This is a genomic window from Kitasatospora brasiliensis (assembly GCF_032654805.1).
GTDB classification, from domain to species: Bacteria; Actinomycetota; Actinomycetes; order Streptomycetales; family Streptomycetaceae; genus Kitasatospora; species Kitasatospora brasiliensis.
Map to the genome: position 1 here is coordinate 233,733 of NZ_JAUOOW010000004.1, position 19,333 is coordinate 253,065.

Annotated in this window: 20 protein-coding genes; 5 read left to right on the forward strand and 15 right to left on the reverse strand. The window is 73.1% G+C overall.

Features of this window, described 5'->3' with window-relative positions:
* Nucleotides 1-104 precede the first annotated feature (104 nt).
* Both QWJ13_RS17175 and QWJ13_RS17180 read right to left on the reverse strand, forming a co-directional pair.
* Nucleotides 105-293 carry a YegP family protein gene (locus tag QWJ13_RS17175; RefSeq protein WP_316525428.1) on the reverse strand — a complete coding sequence of 63 codons (189 nt, stop codon included), beginning with the start codon at nt 291-293 and terminating at the stop codon, nt 105-107.
* A 113-nt stretch (nt 294-406) separates the two neighbouring features.
* Nucleotides 407-1,081 (reverse strand): TetR/AcrR family transcriptional regulator, encoded by a 675-nt coding sequence (locus tag QWJ13_RS17180; RefSeq protein WP_316525429.1) that lies wholly within the window; start codon nt 1,079-1,081, stop codon nt 407-409.
* Between the two features lie 81 nt (nt 1,082-1,162).
* Between QWJ13_RS17180 and QWJ13_RS17185 the strand changes: the two genes are divergently transcribed.
* Nucleotides 1,163-2,044: an SDR family NAD(P)-dependent oxidoreductase gene (locus tag QWJ13_RS17185; protein WP_316525430.1), complete on the forward strand. Its 882-nt coding sequence runs from the start codon at nt 1,163-1,165 to the stop codon at nt 2,042-2,044.
* A 129-nt stretch (nt 2,045-2,173) separates the two neighbouring features.
* Here the strand turns inward: QWJ13_RS17185 and QWJ13_RS17190 are convergent, their stop codons facing one another.
* Together QWJ13_RS17190 and QWJ13_RS17195 are read right to left on the reverse strand one after the other, a co-directional pair.
* On the reverse strand, nt 2,174-2,821 hold the full coding sequence (locus QWJ13_RS17190) for an HNH endonuclease family protein (protein ID WP_316525431.1): 648 nt from the start codon (nt 2,819-2,821) through the stop codon (nt 2,174-2,176).
* A gap of 231 nt (nt 2,822-3,052) precedes the next feature.
* Entirely contained in the window at nt 3,053-4,456 is a 1,404-nt protein-coding gene (locus QWJ13_RS17195; protein ID WP_316525432.1) for an amino acid permease, read from the reverse strand.
* A 413-nt stretch (nt 4,457-4,869) separates the two neighbouring features.
* On the opposite strand from QWJ13_RS17195, the gene QWJ13_RS17200 reads away from it, so the two are divergent.
* Complete coding sequence (locus tag QWJ13_RS17200; RefSeq protein ID WP_316525433.1) at nt 4,870-5,085, forward strand: hypothetical protein; 216 nt, start codon at nt 4,870-4,872, stop codon at nt 5,083-5,085.
* Between the two features lie 87 nt (nt 5,086-5,172).
* Here the strand turns inward: QWJ13_RS17200 and QWJ13_RS17205 are convergent, their stop codons facing one another.
* Nucleotides 5,173-6,138 (reverse strand): deoxyribonuclease IV, encoded by a 966-nt coding sequence (locus tag QWJ13_RS17205; protein WP_432277557.1) that lies wholly within the window; start codon nt 6,136-6,138, stop codon nt 5,173-5,175.
* 383 nt (nt 6,139-6,521) lie between these two features.
* On the opposite strand from QWJ13_RS17205, the gene QWJ13_RS17210 reads away from it, so the two are divergent.
* The gene (locus tag QWJ13_RS17210) at nt 6,522-7,604 is read left to right on the forward strand and encodes a right-handed parallel beta-helix repeat-containing protein (RefSeq protein WP_316525434.1); all 1,083 of its coding nucleotides are present in this window, start codon (nt 6,522-6,524) and stop codon (nt 7,602-7,604) included.
* Between the two features lie 155 nt (nt 7,605-7,759).
* On the forward strand, nt 7,760-8,800 hold the full coding sequence (locus tag QWJ13_RS17215; RefSeq protein ID WP_316525435.1) for a methyltransferase: 1,041 nt from the start codon (nt 7,760-7,762) through the stop codon (nt 8,798-8,800).
* 68 nt (nt 8,801-8,868) lie between these two features.
* Here QWJ13_RS17215 and QWJ13_RS17220 read toward each other — a convergent pair whose 3' ends face one another.
* The 9 genes from QWJ13_RS17220 to QWJ13_RS17260 form a co-directional block, all read right to left on the reverse strand.
* A complete protein-coding gene (locus QWJ13_RS17220; protein WP_316525436.1) occupies nt 8,869-9,561 on the reverse strand; it encodes a class F sortase in 693 nt (230 codons plus the stop codon).
* Nucleotides 9,562-9,663: 102 nt separating this feature from the next.
* On the reverse strand, nt 9,664-10,167 hold the full coding sequence (locus QWJ13_RS17225; RefSeq protein ID WP_316525437.1) for a hypothetical protein: 504 nt from the start codon (nt 10,165-10,167) through the stop codon (nt 9,664-9,666).
* A gap of 282 nt (nt 10,168-10,449) precedes the next feature.
* Nucleotides 10,450-10,779 (reverse strand): TcmI family type II polyketide cyclase, encoded by a 330-nt coding sequence (locus QWJ13_RS17230; protein ID WP_316525438.1) that lies wholly within the window; start codon nt 10,777-10,779, stop codon nt 10,450-10,452.
* Complete coding sequence (locus QWJ13_RS17235) at nt 10,776-11,231, reverse strand: SRPBCC family protein (RefSeq protein ID WP_316525440.1); 456 nt, start codon at nt 11,229-11,231, stop codon at nt 10,776-10,778. Before QWJ13_RS17235 ends, QWJ13_RS17230 begins: the two co-directional genes overlap by 4 nt.
* Nucleotide 11,232: 1 nt before the next feature.
* Nucleotides 11,233-11,490, reverse strand: coding sequence for a phosphopantetheine-binding protein (locus tag QWJ13_RS17240; protein ID WP_316525442.1), 258 nt, complete (start codon nt 11,488-11,490; stop codon nt 11,233-11,235).
* A 31-nt stretch (nt 11,491-11,521) separates the two neighbouring features.
* Nucleotides 11,522-12,763, reverse strand: a complete 1,242-nt coding sequence (locus tag QWJ13_RS17245; RefSeq protein WP_316525444.1) for a beta-ketoacyl synthase N-terminal-like domain-containing protein — start codon at nt 12,761-12,763, stop codon at nt 11,522-11,524.
* 5 nt (nt 12,764-12,768) lie between these two features.
* Nucleotides 12,769-14,025 carry a beta-ketoacyl-[acyl-carrier-protein] synthase family protein gene (locus QWJ13_RS17250; protein ID WP_316525445.1) on the reverse strand — a complete coding sequence of 419 codons (1,257 nt, stop codon included), beginning with the start codon at nt 14,023-14,025 and terminating at the stop codon, nt 12,769-12,771.
* A complete protein-coding gene (locus QWJ13_RS17255; protein WP_316525446.1) occupies nt 14,022-14,447 on the reverse strand; it encodes a cupin domain-containing protein in 426 nt (141 codons plus the stop codon). Before QWJ13_RS17255 ends, QWJ13_RS17250 begins: the two co-directional genes overlap by 4 nt.
* Before the next feature lie 27 nt (nt 14,448-14,474).
* Complete coding sequence (locus tag QWJ13_RS17260; protein ID WP_316525448.1) at nt 14,475-15,650, reverse strand: SchA/CurD-like domain-containing protein; 1,176 nt, start codon at nt 15,648-15,650, stop codon at nt 14,475-14,477.
* A 203-nt stretch (nt 15,651-15,853) separates the two neighbouring features.
* On the opposite strand from QWJ13_RS17260, the gene QWJ13_RS17265 reads away from it, so the two are divergent.
* Nucleotides 15,854-17,575, forward strand: coding sequence for an FAD-dependent oxidoreductase (locus QWJ13_RS17265; RefSeq protein WP_432277541.1), 1,722 nt, complete (start codon nt 15,854-15,856; stop codon nt 17,573-17,575).
* A 61-nt stretch (nt 17,576-17,636) separates the two neighbouring features.
* Here the strand turns inward: QWJ13_RS17265 and QWJ13_RS17270 are convergent, their stop codons facing one another.
* The gene (locus QWJ13_RS17270) at nt 17,637-19,298 is read right to left on the reverse strand and encodes an APC family permease (protein WP_316525452.1); all 1,662 of its coding nucleotides are present in this window, start codon (nt 19,296-19,298) and stop codon (nt 17,637-17,639) included.
* Nucleotides 19,299-19,333 lie beyond the last annotated feature (35 nt).

Here is a 19,333-nt window from a genome sequence, read left to right on the forward strand (position 1 = left end):
AGTTCTCTCCGCGTCCGGCGTGCACCCGGCCAAAGGGATCTGTCGTGGAGACGAACGCGGGTCGGCGATTCGCGGCGCCGACCCGCGCTCCGGACCGTGTCCCGTCACATCGTTCCGGCGGTCTCCTTGAGCTCCGCGTACGGCGCGAGCTTGCGGATCGACTCGATGCTCTTCAGGCAGTCGTCCTTGCTCTCCTGCGGGTCGCCGGTCACCACGATCGACCCGTTGCTCGCCTTGAGCCGGAACCGGTGCATGCCGCCCTCGTCCACGTACAGCTCGAATTTGCCAGCCATGAAACAGCCTTCCGCTCGGATGACCCCCTGGCACCGCACCGTAGGGTCAAATCCCTTGTGCGGCACGTCAGATGACCCATCCGGGTGCAAACACCCAAGGCCCGTACGGCCGGTCAGCGGCGCGGTTCGCGCGACCCGGTGACCAGCCCGGTGAGGGTGGCGGTCAGGATGCGGGCGAGCCGGGGCTCGACCTCGATGACGGCGTGGGCGAGCCTGGGGTCGCTGCGATAGAGGGCGGCGACCTCGGCGCCGGGGTTGGCGATCTGCCACATGGCCCCGGCCAGTGAGACGGCGGTGGCGACCAGGTCGACCACGTCCTGCTCGTCCAGGGTGGGCAGCTGCTCGCGGACGGCCGCGCTGATCGGCCGGCGGGCGGCGAGGGTGGCGAGCTTGAACTCGCGCACCGCGTCGAGCGAGACATTGCGTTCGAGGTTGAGCGGCGCATGGGCGAGCAGGTCGCAGAACGGCCCACGGGCCGCAAGGGTGGCGGCGAAGGCTCGGGCCACGGCGGTCGGGCCCGGTTCGGCCGTCTCCCGCAGGAGCGCGGTGAGCGCCTGCGACCACTCCGCCCAGCCCTCGGCGGTCAGTCGCAGGAAGATCTCCTCGCGGGTCTCGAAGTACCGCAGCAGCGCCGACTTGTGCATCCCCACCGCGGCGGCGATGTCGGTCAGGGTGATGTCCCTGATGCCGTGCTCGCGGCCGAGCGATCGGGCCGCCTCCAGGATCGCGGCCTCGCGCAGGCGCTTGGCCTCGGGCGAGCGGGCGCGCTGGAACTCCGATGCAGTCACCCCTCCATGGTAGGGCAACGCCGTTGACGTAATACCGCAACACCGTTGCGCTAATAACGCAACGGTGTTTTACTAGCGGGCATGGAGAAGAACACCGAACAGGCCTGGTTCATCACCGGCAGCTCCCGCGGCTTCGGTCGCAACCTCGTCCGAGCCGCGCTCGACGCCGGCGACCGGGTGGCCGCGACCGCCCGCCGCCCCGAGCAACTCGCCGACCTCGTCGAGGAGTTCGGCGACCGTGTCCGGCCCATCCCGCTGGACGTCACCGACCCGGCGGCTGCCCGCGCGGCCCTCGCCGAGGCGCACGCCGCCTTCGGCCGGATCGACGTGCTGGTGAACAACGCCGGCTACGCCAACGTCTCGCCGATCGAGACCACCGAGGACGCCGACTTCCGCACCCAGTTCGAGACCAACTTCTGGGGCGTCTACAACGTCACCAAGGCCGCGCTCCCGCTGCTGCGCGAGCAGAAGGGCGGGCTGGTCATCCAGTTCTCCTCGATGGGCGGCCGGGTCGGCGGTTCCCCGGGGATCGCCTCGTACCAGGCGGCGAAGTTCGCCATCGACGGGTTCAGCCGGGTGCTGCGCACCGAGACAGCGCCGTTCGGCGTGAAGGTGCTGGTGGTCGAGCCCAGCGGCTTCCGCACCGACTGGGCCGGCGCCTCGATGACCGTGCACGACGTTCCGGAGTCCTACGAGGAGACGGTCGGCGCCATGAACCGGCGGATGCGGCAGGGCGGCGCCGGTGCGGCGGGCGACCCGGTCCGGGCCGCGGAGATCCTGGTCCGGATGGCCAAGCGGCAGGACATCCCGCACCACCTGCCGCTCGGCGTCAACGCGGCCGAGGGCTCGATCGCCATGGACCGGCAGCTCCTGGCGGAGGACACCAAGTGGCGTGAGGTGTCCCGCTCGGCGGACTTCGCCGAGGCCTACCCGGTGGAGTTCCCGCCGGACTCGGCGAGCTGACCGGCCTGTCGGACGCGGCTGCGGCCCGGCGCGGGGAGAGCGCCGGGCCGCAGTGGCGGTCGGGTTCGGCGAGGGTTCCGACGGGTGGTCCCGGCGGGTGGTCCCGGCCGGGGCTCTCGGCGGCGGTTCTCAGCAGCCGTTGAGGATGCCGGTGAGCGCGCTCTTCTCGGCGCTGTCCACGCCCAGGCCGTAGTACTGCTTCACCTGCACCCAGGCGCGGGCGTAGGTGCAGCGGTACGAGGCCTGCGGGAGCCACTCGGCCGGGTCGCGGTCGCCCTTGGAGCGGTTGCTGCTCGCGGAGACCAGCAGCAGCTGGGGGCGGGTGACGTCGTTGGCGAAGGCCTGGCGCTGGGCGGTGGTCCAGCTCCACGCGCCGGAGGCCCAGGCCTCGGAGAGCGGCACCAGGTGGTCGACGTCGAAGGAGGAGGCGTTGGTGGTGGTGGCGCCGTCGTACGGCGAGGACCAGTTGCCGCTGGTGGCCTTGCAGGAGGTGTCGGTGGCGACGTTGCTGCCGTCCCGCTTGACGACCCACTCGCGGGTGTCGCAGGTGCCGCTGATGGTGATCCACGTCGGGAAGAGCGTGCGGTCGTACGTGTCGCCGTGGGACTCCGGGGTGGCGGGCATCGCGGCGAGGTAGCTGCGGGCGATGGCCGCGGAGATCGGGGTCGGCAGGGCGGCCTGGGCCGGGGTGCCGGCCGTGAGCACGGTGGCGGCGGTGAGGGCGGTGACGGCCGGTATGCAGGACAGGAGTCGACGTGCGGGTGCGGCGGGGGCCATGGCGGACGCTCCATCATCAGATCGGATGAACTGCTGAATTGCGTGCGCCAGTGTGGCGAACCGGTCACCTACGCGGGTAGATCCGGGAGGTGAAATCTTCGTGCACATGGAACGTGCGCCGGACAAGTCCGGCGCACGTCAAGGGAATTCAAGGGGGTTGAAGGGGGTATGTCCGCGTTCCGGCGGCTGTTCGGCCGCGGTCCGGCCGCGGTTCCGACCACCGCCGGAGGCTCAGTCGCGGCGGCGGCCCGCCATCCAGACGTAGACCAGCACGCCCGCGAACAGGAACAGCACGCCCTGGTACACGGCGGCGTAGCCGGCCCCGGCGAGCAGCCACAGCGAGAAGGCGAAGGCGCCCAGGCCGAGGACGGCGTCGCGCACCAGCCGCCCGCGGTCGACCTTCTCGTGGGCCCCGCGCACCAGCCAGTACAGCTGCGCCGCGGTGGACAGCAGGTACGGGACGGTGGCGGTGAAGGTGGTGACCAGCACCAGGATCTCGAAGGCGCCCTTCGCGCCGCTGGCGAAGTTGAGCACGGTCAGCGCCGAGGCCAGGGAGACGCCGACCAGCACGCCGAACACCGGCACCCCGCGCCGCTCCCTGCCGAAGGCGGCCGGGAACAGGCCGTCCTGGGCGGCCGCGTACGGGGCCTGGGCGGAGAGCAGGGTCCAGCCGTTGAGCGCGCCGGTCATCGAGACCAGGGCGGCCAGGGCGATCACCGTGCCGCCCCAGCTGCCGCCGAACATCACGTTCACGGCGTCCGAGAACGGCGCGGTGGAGTGGATGAGCTGCTGGTGCGCGACGGTGCCGAACACCGCGACCGTGCCGAGCAGGTAGACCAGCGCCGCACCGGCCGTCCCCAGCACGCTGGCCCGGCCGACGTTGCGCTCCGGGTCGCGGACCTTCCCGGCGCTCATCGCGGCCGACTCCACGCCCAGGTAGCTGAACAGCAGGATCGCCGCGGCGGCGGACATGCCGCCCGCCCAGCCCTGGCCGGAGGCGTCGAAGGGCCCGAGGTTCTTCGGGTCGAAGAAGAACAGGCCGCCCACCGCGACCAGCGCCAGCGGGATGAACTTCAGCACGGTGGAGACGAGTTGGACGGCCCCGACGAAGCGGGTGCCGGCCAGGTTGGCCAGCGCCGGCAGCCACTGGATGGTCAGCGCGGCGGCGATCTCCAGCGGGATCGAGTGGTGCAGCGGCAGCAGCACGTCCAGGTACCCGACGGCGGCCACGGCGAGCGCGGCGTTGCTGACCCAGGTCGTGATCCAGTACGACCAGGCGGCCAGGAAGCCGGCGAAGTCCCCGAAGGCCTCGCGGGCGTAGACGTACGGCCCGCCGGTGCGCGGGTTGCGGCGGGCCAGCTGCCCGAAGACCAGCGCCAGCGCGATCGCGCCCACGGTGAGCACCGCGAAGGAGAGCAGGCTGACCGTGCCGAACGGGGCCACGGCCGCCGGGATCATGAAGATGCCGCCACCGATGATGTTGCCCATCACCAGGGCGGTGGCGGTCGCCAGCCCGAAACGGCGGCCGTCGGTCTGCGGGGTCGGGCCCGAGGGCGCGGAGCCGACCGAGCGGCCCGGGGTCTCCGGGCCGCTCGGTCTGGCCGCCTGCCGGGATGCGGCGGGACTGGTCTGCATGAGGGTGGTGCGCCTTTCGTGGTCCTGCTCGCGTCCGGTGGAACGAGATGGAGCGACCATTCATGCTCCGACGACGCCGGGCCGAGCGCCAAATCACCGGGATTTGTTCGGTTCGCCCGGTCTGTCACCGCAAGACTTCCGGTCTGGGGGCGGCTGAGCGGGCACTCGTCCGGAATCCTCCGCCCGGTCGTTCGACCGGATTCACGGAGGTACGCCCGGATTCGTCCGGCCGGGGGAGTTGTCTCACCCGAATGCCTCAGCCCGGTTGCGGCGCGTGCCCGAACGTGCGCGTTCGTGTGCAAACGTGGGCCCGGCGCCTCCCCGGTGGGGCGCCGCCCAGCCCGTCGGGCGGCCGGTCCGGCCGGTCGGGGGGCACGGGTCCGAGGACCAGAGACGAACCAAAAGGACATCAGATGTCGCTTCGTGGGAAGATCCGCAAGCTCGCCGTGATCGTTGCCGTGGCCGGTGCCGTCGTGGCGGTCCCGACCTCGGCCATGGCGGGGAGCACCACGCCGATGCAGGCGGAGGAGATGAGCCTCCAGTCCGGCACCGCGGGCGTCGGCCTCGTCGGTCCGCACGCCACCTGGTTCAACTACGGCGAGTCCGGTGAGAGCGACTGCGGCTGCTGATCCCGCCGCCCCCCGAGCCCGGAGGCCGTCCATCGGCCCCGGGCTCTCGGCTGTCCGGGCCCCGCTCCGGTGCTCGGCCCGAGAACCTCAGGCCCGGACCGCCGCCCGCTCCCGCAGCTCCTTCAGCACCTCGATGTCCATCGCGTGCCCGGTGCCGTCCCCGCCGTGCTTGCGGTCCGGGGTCTCCACCACCAGCGGCACGCCGGCCGTCTCCGGGTGCTCGAACAGCTCGCGGAACGGCTCGGCGCCGATCATGCCGGCGCCGATGTTGGCGTGCCGGTCCTTGCGGGCGCCGACCACGTCCTCGGAGTCGTTGGCGTGGATCAGCCGCAGCCGGCCCGGACCGGCCGCGGCGGCCAGGGCGTCCAGCGCGGCCGTCACCCCGCCCGGCTGCGCCAGGTCGTGCCCGGCGGCGAAGGCGTGGCAGGTGTCCAGGCAGACCCCCACCTTCGGGTGATGGTCCAGCGCCTCCACGTACTCGGCCAGCTGCTCCAGCCGCGAACAGAGCGAGCTGCCCTGGCCCGCGGTGGGCTCCAGCAGCAGCCAGGGCGCGTCGTCGCCGAGCCCGTCCAGCCCGTCCAGCTCGTCCAGCAGCGGCCGGACGTCCGCCCGCACCTGCGCCATCGCCTCGGCCCGGCGCGAGCCCCCGCCGGGCGCCGTGCCGACCGCCGAGCCGGTGTGCAGGACGACGCCGAGCGCGCCGATGGCGTGGCCGCGGCGCAGCGAGTGGCGCAGCGACTCGGCCGAGCGCTCGCGGGTGGCGGGATTGTCCGAGCCGAAGTTGATCAGGTACGGGGCGTGCACCCAGGCCGGGATGCCCCGGTCGGCGCAGGCGGCGCGGAACTCCTCGTCCTGGGCCGGGCTGCCCGGGGGAGTGGCCCAGCCGCGCGGGTTGGCCACGAACACCTGCACCGTCTCCGCGCCGACCCGCTCCGCGTACGCCAGGCCGGTGCCCACCAGTCCGCGGCCGGCCACCGGCACGTGGGCGCCGATCGGGTTGCGGAGGGCGGCGACGGGCGGTACGGGCGGTGCGGTGGTCATGGCCCCGAGCATGTCACGCGCCCGGCCGCCGCCGTCGGCCACCCCGCCCCGCACCACGCCCGGCCGGCCGTCGTACGCCACGCCCGGCCGTCCTCGCGCGCCACGCCCGGGCCGTCCCCCGTACGGCGCGCCGGGCCGTCCCACCTCCGGCCGACGCCCGGTCAGTCCCGCAGCCCAGCCCTGGTGGCGGGCCCACCCGGCCGCCCATACCGTCGACACGGCCGTACCCACCGGCCGTCACCGCCCCCGCACAGCGCGTCAGCTCCGCCGCCGGCCCGTGCGGGAGACCGCGACACCGGCCCGAACACCGAGCGTGCCGGAGGAACCGCCGGAAGCCCGGAAACAGCGCCGAACGAAGCGCCGAACGCAACGCCGAAAGAGACAGGTCACCACTCATGCCCACGCGACGGGTCCACCACCTCGCCGCGGCCACCGCCGCCGCCACCGCCCTGACCACCGCCCTCGTCACGCTGGCCGCCGCCCCCGCGGCCCGCGCCGACAGCGCCGGCCCGCTGCACTTCGTCCGCCCCGGCGAATCGATTCAGCAGGTCGTCGACGCCGCCCGGCCCGGCGACACCGTGCAGCTGCTCCCCGGCACCTTCCGCGGCAGCGTCCGGATCACCACCCCCGGCCTCACCCTGCGCGGCTCCGGCGCGACCAGCGTGATCACCCCCGGGGAGGGTGACGAGAACGCCTGCGCCACCGCCGGGCACGGCCTCTGCGTCGTCGGCACCGAGGAGCAGCCGCTGCCCGACGTCACGATCGAGCGGCTCGCCGTCACCGGCTTCGCCAAGAACGGCATCGACGCCAGCGGCACCACCGGCCTGACCGTCAGCGGCACCCACGTCCACGACAACGGCCAGCAGGGCATCAGCCAGGAGATGTCCACCCGGGCCGTGATCCGCGGCAACCACTCGACCGACAACGGCCAGTCCGGCGTCTTCCTGGCCAACTACGCCTACCGCGAGGGCGGCTCGCCCGACACCGGGGGCACCGTGGTCGAGGGCAACGAGCTGACCGGCAACCGGGTCGGGGTCACCGTCCGGCGGCTGCGCGGGCTGGCCGTCCAGCGGAACCGGATCAGCGGCAACTGCGCCGGCGTCTTCGTGGTCGGCGACGAGGGCGTGCCCCGGGCCGGGGACCTCGACGTGCGGGACAACACCGTCGTCGAGAACAACAAGGCCTGCCCGGCCAACCCCCGCCTGGGGCCCATCCAGGGCGCCGGCATCGTGCTCACCGGCACCGAGGACGTCCGGGTGACCGGCAACGAGGTGCACGACAACGCGGGCACCACGGACTTCTCCGGCGGCATCGTCCTCTTCAAGAGCGTCGTCGGCACCGCCAACTCCGGCGCCGTGATCACCGGCAACCGGCTGAGCGGCAACAGCCCGGCCGACTTCGCCGACCGCGACTCCGGCGCCGACAACACCTTCGCCCGAAACACCTGCGGGAGCTCCGAGCCGGCCGGCCGCTGCTGAGCCACCCCCAAGACGCCCCCAGACGCCCCCCAGACACCCCCCCCAGACGCCCCCTAGACGCCAAGACACCCCCGAGACCCCAAGACGCCCCCCGAGGCGCCGCCCGCCCCCGCGCCGTACGTGGAACTCCCCAGGAATCCCCGAGGAACCCAGCCATGACCACCACCACCGCACCCGCCCACACCACCCCCCAGGCCGCCATGCGGCTGCGCGAGCTCGTCTTCGGCGCCGCCTGCGCCGCCGCCGTCCGCGCGGCCGCCCGGCTCGGGGTCGCCGACGCGCTCGGCGACACCCCGGCCACCGTCGTCGAACTCGCCGCCTCCCTCGACAGCGAGCCCCGCCAGCTGCGCCGCCTGATGCGCGCCCTGTCCTGCTACGGGATCTTCGCGGAGGGCGCCGACGGCCGCTTCTCGCACACCGAGATGTCCCGGCTGCTGCGCGAGGACGCCCCCAACTCGCTGCGCTACATCTCCCTCTGGTGCACCGAGCCGTGGACCTGGGAGGCCTGGCCGAAGCTGGACGAGGCCGTCCGCTCCGGCCGCAGCGTCTTCCCCGAGCTGTTCGGCAAGGAGTTCTTCGAGTACCTGCACAGCGACGCGGGCGACTCCGCGAAGGTCTTCGACAAGGCGATGACCACCTCCAGCCGGCAGTCCGCCGAGGACTTCGCCGAGTACCTGGACCTCACCGGCATCGACTCGGTGGCGGACATCGGCGGCGGTCAGGGCCACGTGCTGGCCAGCCTGCTGGAGCGGCACCCGGCGCTGCACGGCACCCTGCTCGACCTGCCCAAGGTCGTGGCCGGCGCCGACCCCCGGCTCCAGGACGGCGGCGCCTTCGCCGCCCGCGCCCGCCTGGTGCCCGGCGACTGCCGCAACGAGATCCCGGTCCGGGCCGACCTCTACATCATCAAGAACATCCTGGAGTGGGACGACGACAGCACCCGGCGCACCCTGGCCAACGTGGTGAAGGCGGCCGGCTCCGGCGCCCGCGTGGTGGTGGTGGAGAACCTGGTCGACAACAGCCCCTCGATGCGCTTCACCACCGCCATGGACCTGATGCTGATGCTCAACGTGGGCGGGGCCAAGCACTCCGAGGAGAGCATGGTCACCCTGATGGCGGAGGCCGGACTGACGGTCACCGCCGTCCGCCCGGTCAACCCGTACCTGCACGCCTTCGAGGCCACCGTGAACGGCTGAGCCCGACCCCCGTACGGACGGCCGCCGACCCCGGAGCAGGGGGTCGGCGGTCGTCGGCGTCGGCCGGGTCACCCCTGGTGCGAGGACTCCAGGTGCGCGAAGACCACCACGTTGTCCAGGTAGTCCCGCCGCTTCTTGTCGTACGTGCCGCCGCAGGTGATCAGCCGCAGCTGGGCGTCCGGCGTGCGGCCGTACACCTTCGCGTCGGGGAAGGCGTCCTTGGCGAAGGTCTCCACGGTGTCCACCGAGAACACCGCGACGGTGCCGTCCGCCCGGCTCACCTCGATCTTGTTGCCCGGCAGCAGGAAGCTCAGCAGCAGGAACACCGCCGGGCCCTTGGTGGTGTCCACGTGCCCGGCGAGGACCGCGCTGCCGCGCTCACCCGGGGAGACGCCGTCCCGGTACCAGCCGACCAGGTTGCGGTCGTCCGGCGGTGGCGCGTCGAGCTGGCCGGCCGGGTTGAGGGTCAGTTCGGTGAACGGCGCGTCCACGGCGATCTGCGGGATCCGCAGCCGGGTCGGCTTGGCGCGGGCGAGCACCGGCGCCGGCGGCCCCCCGGGCGCGCCCGGGGCCACGGCGGCGGCGTTCGCCGGCCCGGGGACGGCCGGTCCGGAGGCGGCCGGGGGAGCGGGCTGGCCGTCCGCCGCGGCGGTGTCCGACCCGGTGTCCACCGAGTTGTAGATCAGCAGCAGCCCGACCGCTGCCGCAGCCATCCCCGCGCGCAGCAGCCGGGGCATTCCAGAGGCGGGGCCGCCCGTCATTCCTGTCCTCCGCTCAACCGGTTCCGACGGTCCGCCGCCCCCGGTGCGCCCGCCCCGTGCGGGGCGGGCGTCCGGAGGCGGCGGCAGGCAAGGTGTCAGGCGTCAGGCGACCGCGCCGGAGGAACGGCGGCCGCGGCGCAGGGCGTACGCGCCGGCCCCCAGGCCGCCGAGCAGCAGCACCGCCCCGGAGGCGAGCCCGCCACCGGACAGCGCCAGGCCGCCGCCACCGGTGTGCACGCCGCCGTGCGGGGTCTTGTGGTCCTCGTCCCTGGCGTCGGAACCCTTGTGTTCGTCGGAACCCTTGTGTTCGTCGCTGCCCTTGTGCTCGTCCGAGCCCTTGTGTTCGTCGCTGCCCTTGTGCTCGTCCGAGCCCTTGTGTTCGTCGCTGCCCTTGTGCTCGTCGGTGCCTCTGCGCTCGTTGTCGGAGGCACCGCCCTTCCGGTCGTCGGAGCCCTTGTTGTCGGAGGCCTTCTCGGTCTTGTCCTGCTTCTCCTGCCAGGTCAGGTTCTTGCCCTGGTCGGCACCGTCGGCGAAGGCGATGGGGGTGCCGACGGTCAGCACGGCGGCGACGGCCGCCCCGGCGAGCAGCGTGCGTGCAGAACGCATAAGGATGATCCTTCCGGCGCACAGGACCGCGACTGCCGGCACGGTGCCGGGCAAGGGGACTCGCGGAGGGTGGCGCCTGATCCAACGTCAACCACCGTGCGGCCGGCTGCCACCGGAGTGTGGCAGCGCCGGTACGGTGGGTGAGCCCTTCGGGTGGTGTCCCGGGTGTGTCCACCCGGCTGGCCGAGGGATCCGGGTGAACCCGTCGGCGGGGCGGAGCGGGCACGCGTGGGCCCGCCCCCGGCGCACGGCCGGGGGCGGGCCCATCGGGCAGCCGCCGGGTCAGCGGTCCCAGCGGTAGAACTCCCGCGCCATCGCGTCCTTCGGCTCCCGCCAGGTGGCCGGGTCGTAGGCCTGCACGAAGGCGGTCAGACGGTCGCTGACGGTGCGGAACTCGGGGTGGCCGACGACCTTGGCGACGGCCGGGCCGGGCGGCCGGTCGGCCTCGATCAGGTGCAGGTAGACGTCGCCGAACTGGAAGAGGCTGCGGCCGGTGACCCCGATGAGGTGCGGCAGTTCGCCCTGGTCGGACTCGGCGAACACCTCGGCGATGTCCGGCGCGGCCGCGGGCTTCATCCGGGCGACGATCAGCGCCCGGTGGGTGCCGCTCACAGCTCCGCCGCCCGCTTCTCGACCTTCTCCCGGATCAGCTGCATCTGAACCTGCGAGTTCCGGTTGATGTGGCTGGTCATGCCCTCGTCGTCGACCGGCGCGGTCGGCTTCATCGCGAAGTCCTGGATCCAGCGCATCTTCGTGCCGGCCGGCACCTGGGCGTACTCCCAGCGGATCTCCATGAACTCGAACGGGCCGGGCTCGACCCGGCGGGCGCGCACCGACAGCGAGTCCCGGTCGGTGGTGCGCTCGGAGACCCAGCTCCACACCTGGCCGTTCTCGTCCGGGTGCATGGTGAGCCGGAACTGCACGCGCTCGCCCTCGCGCTCCAGCACGTCCACCGAGGCGTACTCGCTGAACAGCTGCGGCCAGTTCTCCAGGTCGTTGGTCATCTCCCAGACCAGGTCGAGCGGAGCGGTGATGACGATCTCGTTGTCGGTGTGTCCGGGCATCTCAGGCACCAGCCTTCGCGAGGGAGGAGTTGACCAGCTCCAGGAACTCGGCCGGGGTCTTGGCCGACTCGGCGCCCGAGGTGACCTTGAGGCCGTGCCGGTTCTCCAGCTCGCCGACCACGCCGAGCAGGCCGAGCGAGTCGACGCCGAAGGTCTCGAACTCGGCGCCGGGGCGCGCCAGTTCGCCCGCGTCGACGGTGACGCCGGCCCGGGCCGCCAGCAGCGCGGAGAGTTCCGGATAACTGAGGGTGTTGCTCACGGGGTGTCCTTTCGGAGGTGTGACGGGTGGTTCAGGGCCGCTCTGGGCGCCGGAGTACCAGCGCGGAGTTGGAGCCCATCAGCCCGCGGCTGAGCACCAGCGCGGTGTTCAGTTCGGCCGGGCGGGCGCGGCCGGTCACCAGGGCGAGGTCGTGGCAGACCTCGGTGACGTTGGGGGTGGGCGGCAGCACGCCGTCCTCCATGGCCAGCACGGCGGCGGTCACGTCGAGCATCGGGGCGCCGCAATAGGCCCGCCCGGTACCGGACTTGGGTGCGGTGACCGGCACCCGCTCGGCGACCGGGCCGAGTGCGTCGGCCAGGGCCAGGGCCTCGGCCCGGTCGGCGGCCGGCACCCCGAGGGCGTCCGCGAAGACCACGTCGACTTCCTCGGCCGCGATCCGGGCCTCGTCCAGGGCGATCCGGATCGCGGCCGCCAGCCCTTCCCTGGACTCCGACCAGCGGGAAGCCCCGGTGAAGGTGGAGCCGTGTCCGGCCAGGTGCGCCCGGACGTGGGCGCCGCGCCCGCGGGCCGCGTCCTCGTCCTCCAGCAGCAGCATCGCGCCGCCCTCGGCGGGGGAGAAGCCGCAGGCCAGCGCGGTGAACGGCAGGTACGCCCGGTCGGCCCGCCCGGCCAGGCTGAGCTCGGGGTAGCCGAGCTGGCAGACCATCGAGTACGGCGCCAGCGGGGCCTCGGCGGCGCCGACCACCACCGCGTCGGTGCCCCGCTCGATGGTGCGGGCGGCGTGCGCGAGGGCGTCCAGCCCGCCGGCCTCGTCGCTGGCGACCACCGCGCACGGGCCCTTGTAGCCGCCGCGGATCGAGATCTGGCCGGTGCTGGCCGCGTAGAACCAGGCGATGGACTGGTACGGTCCGACGAACTTCGGTCCTTGACCCCAGAGTTGCTGGAGCTCGCGCTGGCCGAACTCGCCGCCGCCGGAGCCGGCCGCGGTCACCACGCCGACCGCGAAGGGCTGTTCGGGATCGGGCCGGAGCCCGGCGTCCGCCACCGCCAGGTCGGCGGCGGCCATCGCGTAGTGCGTGAAACGGTCGGTCTGCACCAGGTAGCGGTTGTCGATCGTGGACTGCGGATCGAACGCGTTGACCTGGCCCGCGATCCGCAGCGGCAGCTCGGTGCAGCCGTCGCGGGATATCCGGTCGAGGACGCTCACGCCCTGCCTGGTGGCCTTCCAGAAGGCGTCGGCCCCGACCCCGTTCGGCGCCACCACGCCGAGGCCGGTGACCACCGCCCGGCGGCCCTGCTGACGTGACGTCATGGAACTCACCCCGTTCTGTTGAGCACGACGGCGGACTGGAATCCGCCGAATCCGCTGCCGACCGAGAGGATGTGGCTCAGCGGCAGCTCGCGCGCGGTGCGCGGCACGTAGTCGAGGTCGCACTCCGGGTCCGGAGTCTCGTAGTTGGCGGTCGGCGGCACGACGCCATGGGCGAGCGCCAGGGTGCAGGCGACCACCTCGATGGCGCCGATCGCGCCGAGTGAGTGCCCGACCATCGACTTGATCGAGCTCATCGGGGTCCCGAAGGCGTGCGCGCCCAGCGAGCGCTTGACCGCGGCCGTCTCGTGCCGGTCGTTCTGCTTGGTGCCCGAGCCGTGGGCGTTGACGTAGTCCACGTCGGTGCGGTCCACCCGGGCGTGGGCGAGCGCGTGATCGATCGCCCGGGACATCTCCAGCCCCTCCTTGGTGAGGCCGGTCATGTGGTAGGCGTTGCCGAAGGTGGCGAAGCCGCCGATCTCGCCGTAGATCCGGGCGCCGCGGCGGCGGGCGTGCTCCAGCTCCTCCAGCACCAGGACGGCGCCGCCCTCGCCGAGCACGAAGCCGTCCCGGTCGGCGTCGAAGGGGCGGGAGGCGTGCTGAGGGTCGTCGTTGCGCTCGCTGGTGGCCTTGATGGCGTCGAAGCAGGCGACGGTGATCGGCGAGATCGGGGAGTCGGAGGCGCCGGCGACGCAGATGTCGGCGCGCCCCTCCTCGACCGCCTGGAAGCCGTAGCCGATCGCGTCCAGGCCGGAGGTGCAGCCGGTGGAGACGGTCTGCACCGGGCCGTGCGCGCCGGTCCGCTCGGCCACCGCGGAGGCCAGCGTGCTGGGGGCGAAGGCCCGGTGCAGCTGCGGCTCGGCCTGCCGGTGGTCCACGTCCCAGCGCGCTCCGGCCGCGCTCACCAGGGCGTAGTCGTGCTCCAGCCGGGTGGTGCCGCCGACGGCGGTGCCCAGCGAGACCGCGATCCGCCACGGGTCCTCGGCGGCCAGGTCCAGACCGGCGTCGGCGATCGCCTCGTCGGCCGCGACCATCGCGAACTGCACGTAGCGGTCGGCCCGTTGGACGTCCGCCGGGCCCAGCCCGTGGGCCGCCGGGTCGAAATCGACCTCGGCGGCGATCCGGGAGCGGAACCCGGTGGCGTCGAAGAGCGTGATGCCCCGGGTCGCGGTACGGCCGGCCGTCAGCAGCTCCCAGAACGCCGGGACACCGACCCCGCCGGGCGCGACCACACCGATCCCGGTGACGGCGACCCGCCGGGTCACGAGCCCACCTTGGCGCGTTCCGGCGGGCCTGAGGCCGCGTCCTCCTCGGTGCTCACGTGCCCGAGATCGGGGCGCGGGGCGAGCGGGCCCAGGTGGAAGACCATCCGGGCCTCGGTGTCGCCGACGTTGCGGAAGCGGTGGCGCATGTTGATCGGGATCATCAGGCCCTGATCGGGCTTGAGCGGGTGGGCCTTGCCGTCCAGGTCCACCTCCAGGTCCCCGCAGACGACGAACACGAACTCCTCGGAGTACGGGTGGTAGTGCTCGCCGATCCGTTCCCCGGGCTTGACGATCGCCAGGCCCATGAAGCCGCTGGTCGCGCCGCAGCTGGTCGGCGTGAGCATGGTGCGCAGCTCGGCGCCGTGGCGGCGGTTCTCCGGTGCCTCGTGGACGTTGACGATCCGTGGGTACTGCGTGGTCATGGAGGTCTCCCGTGAAGTGGCGGAACGTCAGTTGTTGATCGGGTCGGCGGAGCGGCGGTCGGTGACCGGGTTCATGGCCCGGGCGGCGAGGAAAGCGGAGAGCCCGGCGACGGTGCGCAGTTCGCCCTGCGGGCCGAGGTCGAGCAGCCCGGCGAGCACGGCCGCCTGCCCGTCGTCGGCCACCCCGAGGGCGGCCGCCGGGTCGGCCTCGGCCGGCACCCGCAGGTCGACCAGGCGCACCACCACGTCCTCGCGGTGGAAGACGGTGGCCGCCGCGAGGGGCCCGGTCGGGTCGGCGGTGGCCAGGTTGTCGTGCTCGGCCAGTAGCTCGGCCACGGCCTGCCCGCGGCCCGGACGGACCGGGTAGAGCACGGCGTGCCGGTGCAGCCGGGCCGAGGCGGGGGAGCTGGCGATCGCCTGGTGCCGGGCGGGCAGCGCGGCCTTGGCGAAGAACGCCCGGGCGGCCTGCGGGTCGCCCAGCTGCCGAGCCTCCTCCAGGTGAGGGTTGAGCGCCTCCTCGACGGCCCGCACCTCGGGCTGCATCGCCACGTGGCGCAGCGCGTCGCCGAGGTTGCCGATCACCTCGACGGCGCGGACCACCCGGTTGCCGAGCATGAACAGCGAGGTGCGGCGCAGCCGGGTGTGCTGGTCCACCTCGGCCCGGGGGGAGGCGTAGCCGGACAGGATCCTGGCCACCTCGGGCTCGCTGCCGGGCTTGACCGTGAAGGTCAGCGCGTGGCGGATCACTCCGTCCGGGCCCGGCTCGGCCTTGGGCGGGCCGACGTGGCCGGCGGGCGCGGTGCGCGGCAGCCCGGGCGGCACCTCCATCGGAGCCCGGGTGCCGGTCGAGCCGGAGGCCGAGGTCTCGCGCAGCACGGCGTAGCGCAGCGAGCGGAAGTTGTCACTGACGCAGCCGTGCATCGGCTTGACCATCTCCCGGTGGGCCGGGCTGTCCACCCAGGTCAGGAAGGTCTCCTGGTCCTTCCATTCGCTGGTGATCAGCCACTGGCGCGGGTCGTTGATCGACTGGCACAGCTGGTCGCTGACGTGGCCGGGGACGGAGGCCACCTGGTGGCGCAGCCGCTCGTACACGTCGAGGAAGCGCTGCTGGGCGCCGTCCTGGATCTCCAGCATCAGCACGACCCGCAGCCGGGTGTCGGCGTCGTCCTGCTGCTTCGGCTGGGGTTCGGACAGAGTTGTCATGATCCACTTTCTGCTCTGGGACGCTGGAGGCCGTGTCGGCCGTGCCCGGCGGGTGCTCCCCGGCCTGGGAGGGCGGTGCGACGGCGGTGAGGCCGGGCAGGCGGCGCCAGGCCTGAGGTCGATCGTCGGCGGCGCTCCGGGCGCGGCGCGAGATTTGCGGGCCATCCGGGCGAAGGAGCGGCAGGGGCGGCCCCGGGCGGGGGATGGAAGAGCGGGGCCCCCGGCTGAGCGGGCCCGCCGAGGGCGGCGCCGAGCCCAGTCGCCGGGCCGCGGAATCCCCTGACAGGGTGGAGCAACTGATGAATCCGAAGGTTGACGACCGGGTGCCGGTCCTGATCGTGGGCGGCTCGCTGGTCGGGCTGTCGGCCGCGCTCTTCCTCGGCCGGCTCGGGATCGGGCACGTGCTGGTCGAGAAGCACGCCGACACCTCGCATCACCCGCGCGGGCGCGGCAACAACGTCCGCACCATGGAGCTCTTCCGGGTGGCCGGGATCGACGCGGCGATCCGTGAGGCCGCCTCGATCCTGGCCCCCAACCACGGCATCCTCCAGGCGCCCTCACTGACCGGCGCCGAGCAGGAGTGGCTGTTCCGGGAGATCGACCCGGGCGGCCGGCTGGCCCGGTTCAGCCCCGGCAGCTGGTGCCTGTGCAGCCAGAACGACCTGGAGCCGGTGCTGCGCCACGCGGCCCGCGAGCTGGGCGGGGACCTGCGCTTCGGCACCGAGCTGGTCTCCTTCGAGCAGGACGCGGACGGCGTCACCTCGGTGCTGCGCAGCCGGGAGACCGGCGAGCGGCGGGTGGTGCGCTCGGAGTTCCTGATCGCCGCGGACGGCCCGCGCAGCCCGGTCCGCGAGCAGCTGGGCATCGGCCAGAGCGGCAAGGGCGAGCTGTTCCACAACGTCAGCATCACCTTCCGGGCCAAGCGGCTGGCCGAGGTGGTCGGCGACCGGCACTTCATCGCCTGCTACCTGACCAACCCGGAGGCGGACGGCGCGCTGCTGCCGGTGGACAACCAGGAGGAGTGGGTCTTCCACGCGCCCTGGCACCCCGAGCGCGGCGAGCCGCTGGAGTCCTTCACCGACGAGCGCTGCGAGCGGCACATCCGCACCGCCGTCGGCCTGCCGGAGCTGGACGTCGAGGTGACCGGCAAGGCCCCCTGGCACGCCGCCGAGCGGGTGGCCGACCGGTACGGCGCCGGGCGGGTCTTCCTTGCCGGGGACTCGGCGCACGAGATGTCCCCGACTGGTGCGTTCGGCTCCAACACCGGCATCCAGGACGCCCACAACCTGGCCTGGAAGATCGCCGCGGTGCTGTGCGGCTGGGGCGGGCCGAGGCTGCTGGAGACGTACGGGCAGGAGCGCCGGCCGGTCGCGAAGGTGACCGGCGAGCGGGCCTCGGCGCGCTCCGCCGAGCACAGCCACCCGGGCTACGCGGTGGTGCCGGGCACCGGCCGGCAGGCCGGGATGCTGGCGGTGGCGCTCGGCTACCGCTACCCGGTGGGCGCGGTGGTCGGCGCGGACGGCGGCGGCCCGGTGGTCCCCGAGCAGTTCGAGTCGGCGGGCGAGCCGGGCAGCCGGGCGCCGCACCAGTGGCTGCACCGGGCGGGAGTGAAGCTCTCCACGCTGGACCTGTACGAGCAGTCGATGGTGCTGCTCACCGGCCCGGAGGGCGGCGACTGGCAGGCGGGCGCCCGGCGGGCCGCCGACCGGCTGGCCGTCCCGCTGGACGGCTACCGGGTCGGCGACGGCGCGGAGGACGACCTGGCCCCGGAGCCCGGGGTGGACTTCGCCGCCCTGCACGGCATCGGCCCGCGGGGCGCGGTGCTGGTGCGCCCGGACGGCTTCGTCGCCTGGCGCTCGGTCGGCCCGTCGCCGGACGCGGAGGTCGAGATCGGTACGGCGCTGCGGACGGTGCTGGGCCTCTGACCCATGCGGAAGGGCCCGCCGGTCATGTCGCCGGCGGGCCCTTCCTGTCGTTCTCGGGTGCTCAGTGACCGCCCTCGTCGACCACCTCGACGTCGGCGATCTCCTGCTCGATGGCCTCGGTCGGCAGCGCCACCCGGATCGCCCAGTAGTAGATGACCAGCGAGAACACCGCCACCAGGGCCATGTCGGTCCACATCGGGATCCGGCCGGTGCCGTCCCCGAAGCTGCCCTGCCAGGAGATCAGGCCGAGGCCCACCAGGTAGGGCGGCAGCCACTGGGCGGACTTCCAGCTCAGTCGGGGCGCGTTCGGCAGCCCCTTCTTGATCGCGTACGCGGCGTAGCTGCCGAGCAGGAGGTAGCCGAGCACGATCGCGATGCCCAGGCGGGAGAGGGTGTGCCAGCCGGACCAGTAGATGATCAGGCTGGAGACCACGAACGCGGCCGGGGAGATCAGCTCGCCCAGCGGCAGCCGGTACGGGCGCTCGTGCGCGGGCAGCCGGCGGCGCATCGCGCCGAAGGCCAGCGGGGCGCCGGCGTACATCAGCACGCTGGCGGAGGTGATGAAGCCGACCAGCTCCTGCCAGCTCGGGAAGGGCAGGAAGCAGATCACGCCGGTGACGAAGGCGATGACCAGGCCGAACCACGGCACGCCGTTCTTGTCCAGCTCCTCGAAGCGCTGCGGGGCGTAGCCGTTGCGGCTCAGGCCGTAGGAGATGCGCGAGGTCGAGGTGGTGTAGATCAGGCCGCTGCCGGCGGGGGAGATCACGGCGTCCATGTACAGCACCCAGGCCAGCCAGCCGAGGCCGATCACGGTGGCCAGGCCGGCGAAGGGGCCGTCGATGCCGGGGAAGTCGAGCTTGTCCCAGCCGTTGGCGAAGGCGCTGACGGGCAGCGCGCCGATGAAGACGACCTGGAGCAGGGTGTAGATCAGGCTGCCGATGGCGACCGAACCGAGCACCGCCCGGGGGATGTCGCGCTTGGGGTTGCGGCTCTCGCCGGCCAGCTGGATGGCCTGCTCGAAGCCGAGCAGGGCGAAGATGATGCCGCTGGTGCTGATCGCCGCGAGCACGCCCTGGGCGCCGAACGGGGCGAAGCCGTGCGAGGTGAAGTTGGAGCCGTGGAAGTTGGTCACGGCCAGCACGAAGATGGTCAGCAGCGGGACGAAGATCTTCAACCAGGTGGCGATGTTGTTGGTGCGGGCCAGGACGCGCACCCCGAGGAAGTTCACCGCGACGAACACCGCCATGAGCACCGTGGAGACGGCGAAGCCGCTGGCGGTGAGGGTGTTGTTGTCGTTGAGCAGACCCCCTGCCCAGGACCAGTGCCGGGCGTAGCCGATCATCGCCTCGACCTCGATCGGCGCGACGGTGGCCGCCTGGAGCCAGGAGAACCAGCCGAAGGACATGCCGGCCAGGCCGCCGAAGGCGTAGTGCGGGTACCGCGCGGTGCCGCCCGAGACCGGGAACATGCTGCCGAGTTCGGCGTGCACCAGGGCGAGCAGCACGATCGCGACCGTGCCGATGCCCCAGGAGACGACGGCGGCCGGACCGGCCGCCATCACGCCCTCCTTCGCGCCGAACAGCCAGCCGGAGCCGATGATCGAACCGACCGAGGCCCACATGAGGCCGATGAGGCCCACGTGGCGACGCAACGACCGGTGAGTGGTGCCTGACTCGGAGCCGGTGCCCTGGTCGGGTGGCGAGATCTGGTTGAGGGAAGCCATGAACGATCTCTCTGTGGGTGGGGGCTCCGGGGTAG

Coding starts and splice junctions, on each gene's coding strand:
- QWJ13_RS17215 (WP_316525435.1), top strand. CDS start 7,760: ATGACCACCACCACCGCACCCGCCCACACCACCCCCCAGGCCGCCATG.
- QWJ13_RS17190 (WP_316525431.1), bottom strand. CDS start 2,821: ATGGCCCCCGCCGCACCCGCACGTCGACTCCTGTCCTGCATACCGGCC.
- QWJ13_RS17265 (WP_432277541.1), top strand. CDS start 15,854: ATGGAAGAGCGGGGCCCCCGGCTGAGCGGGCCCGCCGAGGGCGGCGCC.
- QWJ13_RS17255 (WP_316525446.1), bottom strand. CDS start 14,447: ATGACCACGCAGTACCCACGGATCGTCAACGTCCACGAGGCACCGGAG.
- QWJ13_RS17260 (WP_316525448.1), bottom strand. CDS start 15,650: ATGACAACTCTGTCCGAACCCCAGCCGAAGCAGCAGGACGACGCCGAC.
- QWJ13_RS17245 (WP_316525444.1), bottom strand. CDS start 12,763: ATGACGTCACGTCAGCAGGGCCGCCGGGCGGTGGTCACCGGCCTCGGC.
- QWJ13_RS17185 (WP_316525430.1), top strand. CDS start 1,163: ATGGAGAAGAACACCGAACAGGCCTGGTTCATCACCGGCAGCTCCCGC.
- QWJ13_RS17225 (WP_316525437.1), bottom strand. CDS start 10,167: ATGCGTTCTGCACGCACGCTGCTCGCCGGGGCGGCCGTCGCCGCCGTG.
- QWJ13_RS17235 (WP_316525440.1), bottom strand. CDS start 11,231: ATGCCCGGACACACCGACAACGAGATCGTCATCACCGCTCCGCTCGAC.
- QWJ13_RS17175 (WP_316525428.1), bottom strand. CDS start 293: ATGGCTGGCAAATTCGAGCTGTACGTGGACGAGGGCGGCATGCACCGG.
- QWJ13_RS17270 (WP_316525452.1), bottom strand. CDS start 19,298: ATGGCTTCCCTCAACCAGATCTCGCCACCCGACCAGGGCACCGGCTCC.
- QWJ13_RS17200 (WP_316525433.1), top strand. CDS start 4,870: ATGTCGCTTCGTGGGAAGATCCGCAAGCTCGCCGTGATCGTTGCCGTG.
- QWJ13_RS17210 (WP_316525434.1), top strand. CDS start 6,522: ATGCCCACGCGACGGGTCCACCACCTCGCCGCGGCCACCGCCGCCGCC.
- QWJ13_RS17195 (WP_316525432.1), bottom strand. CDS start 4,456: ATGCAGACCAGTCCCGCCGCATCCCGGCAGGCGGCCAGACCGAGCGGC.
- QWJ13_RS17205 (WP_432277557.1), bottom strand. CDS start 6,138: ATGCTCGGGGCCATGACCACCGCACCGCCCGTACCGCCCGTCGCCGCC.
- QWJ13_RS17220 (WP_316525436.1), bottom strand. CDS start 9,561: ATGACGGGCGGCCCCGCCTCTGGAATGCCCCGGCTGCTGCGCGCGGGG.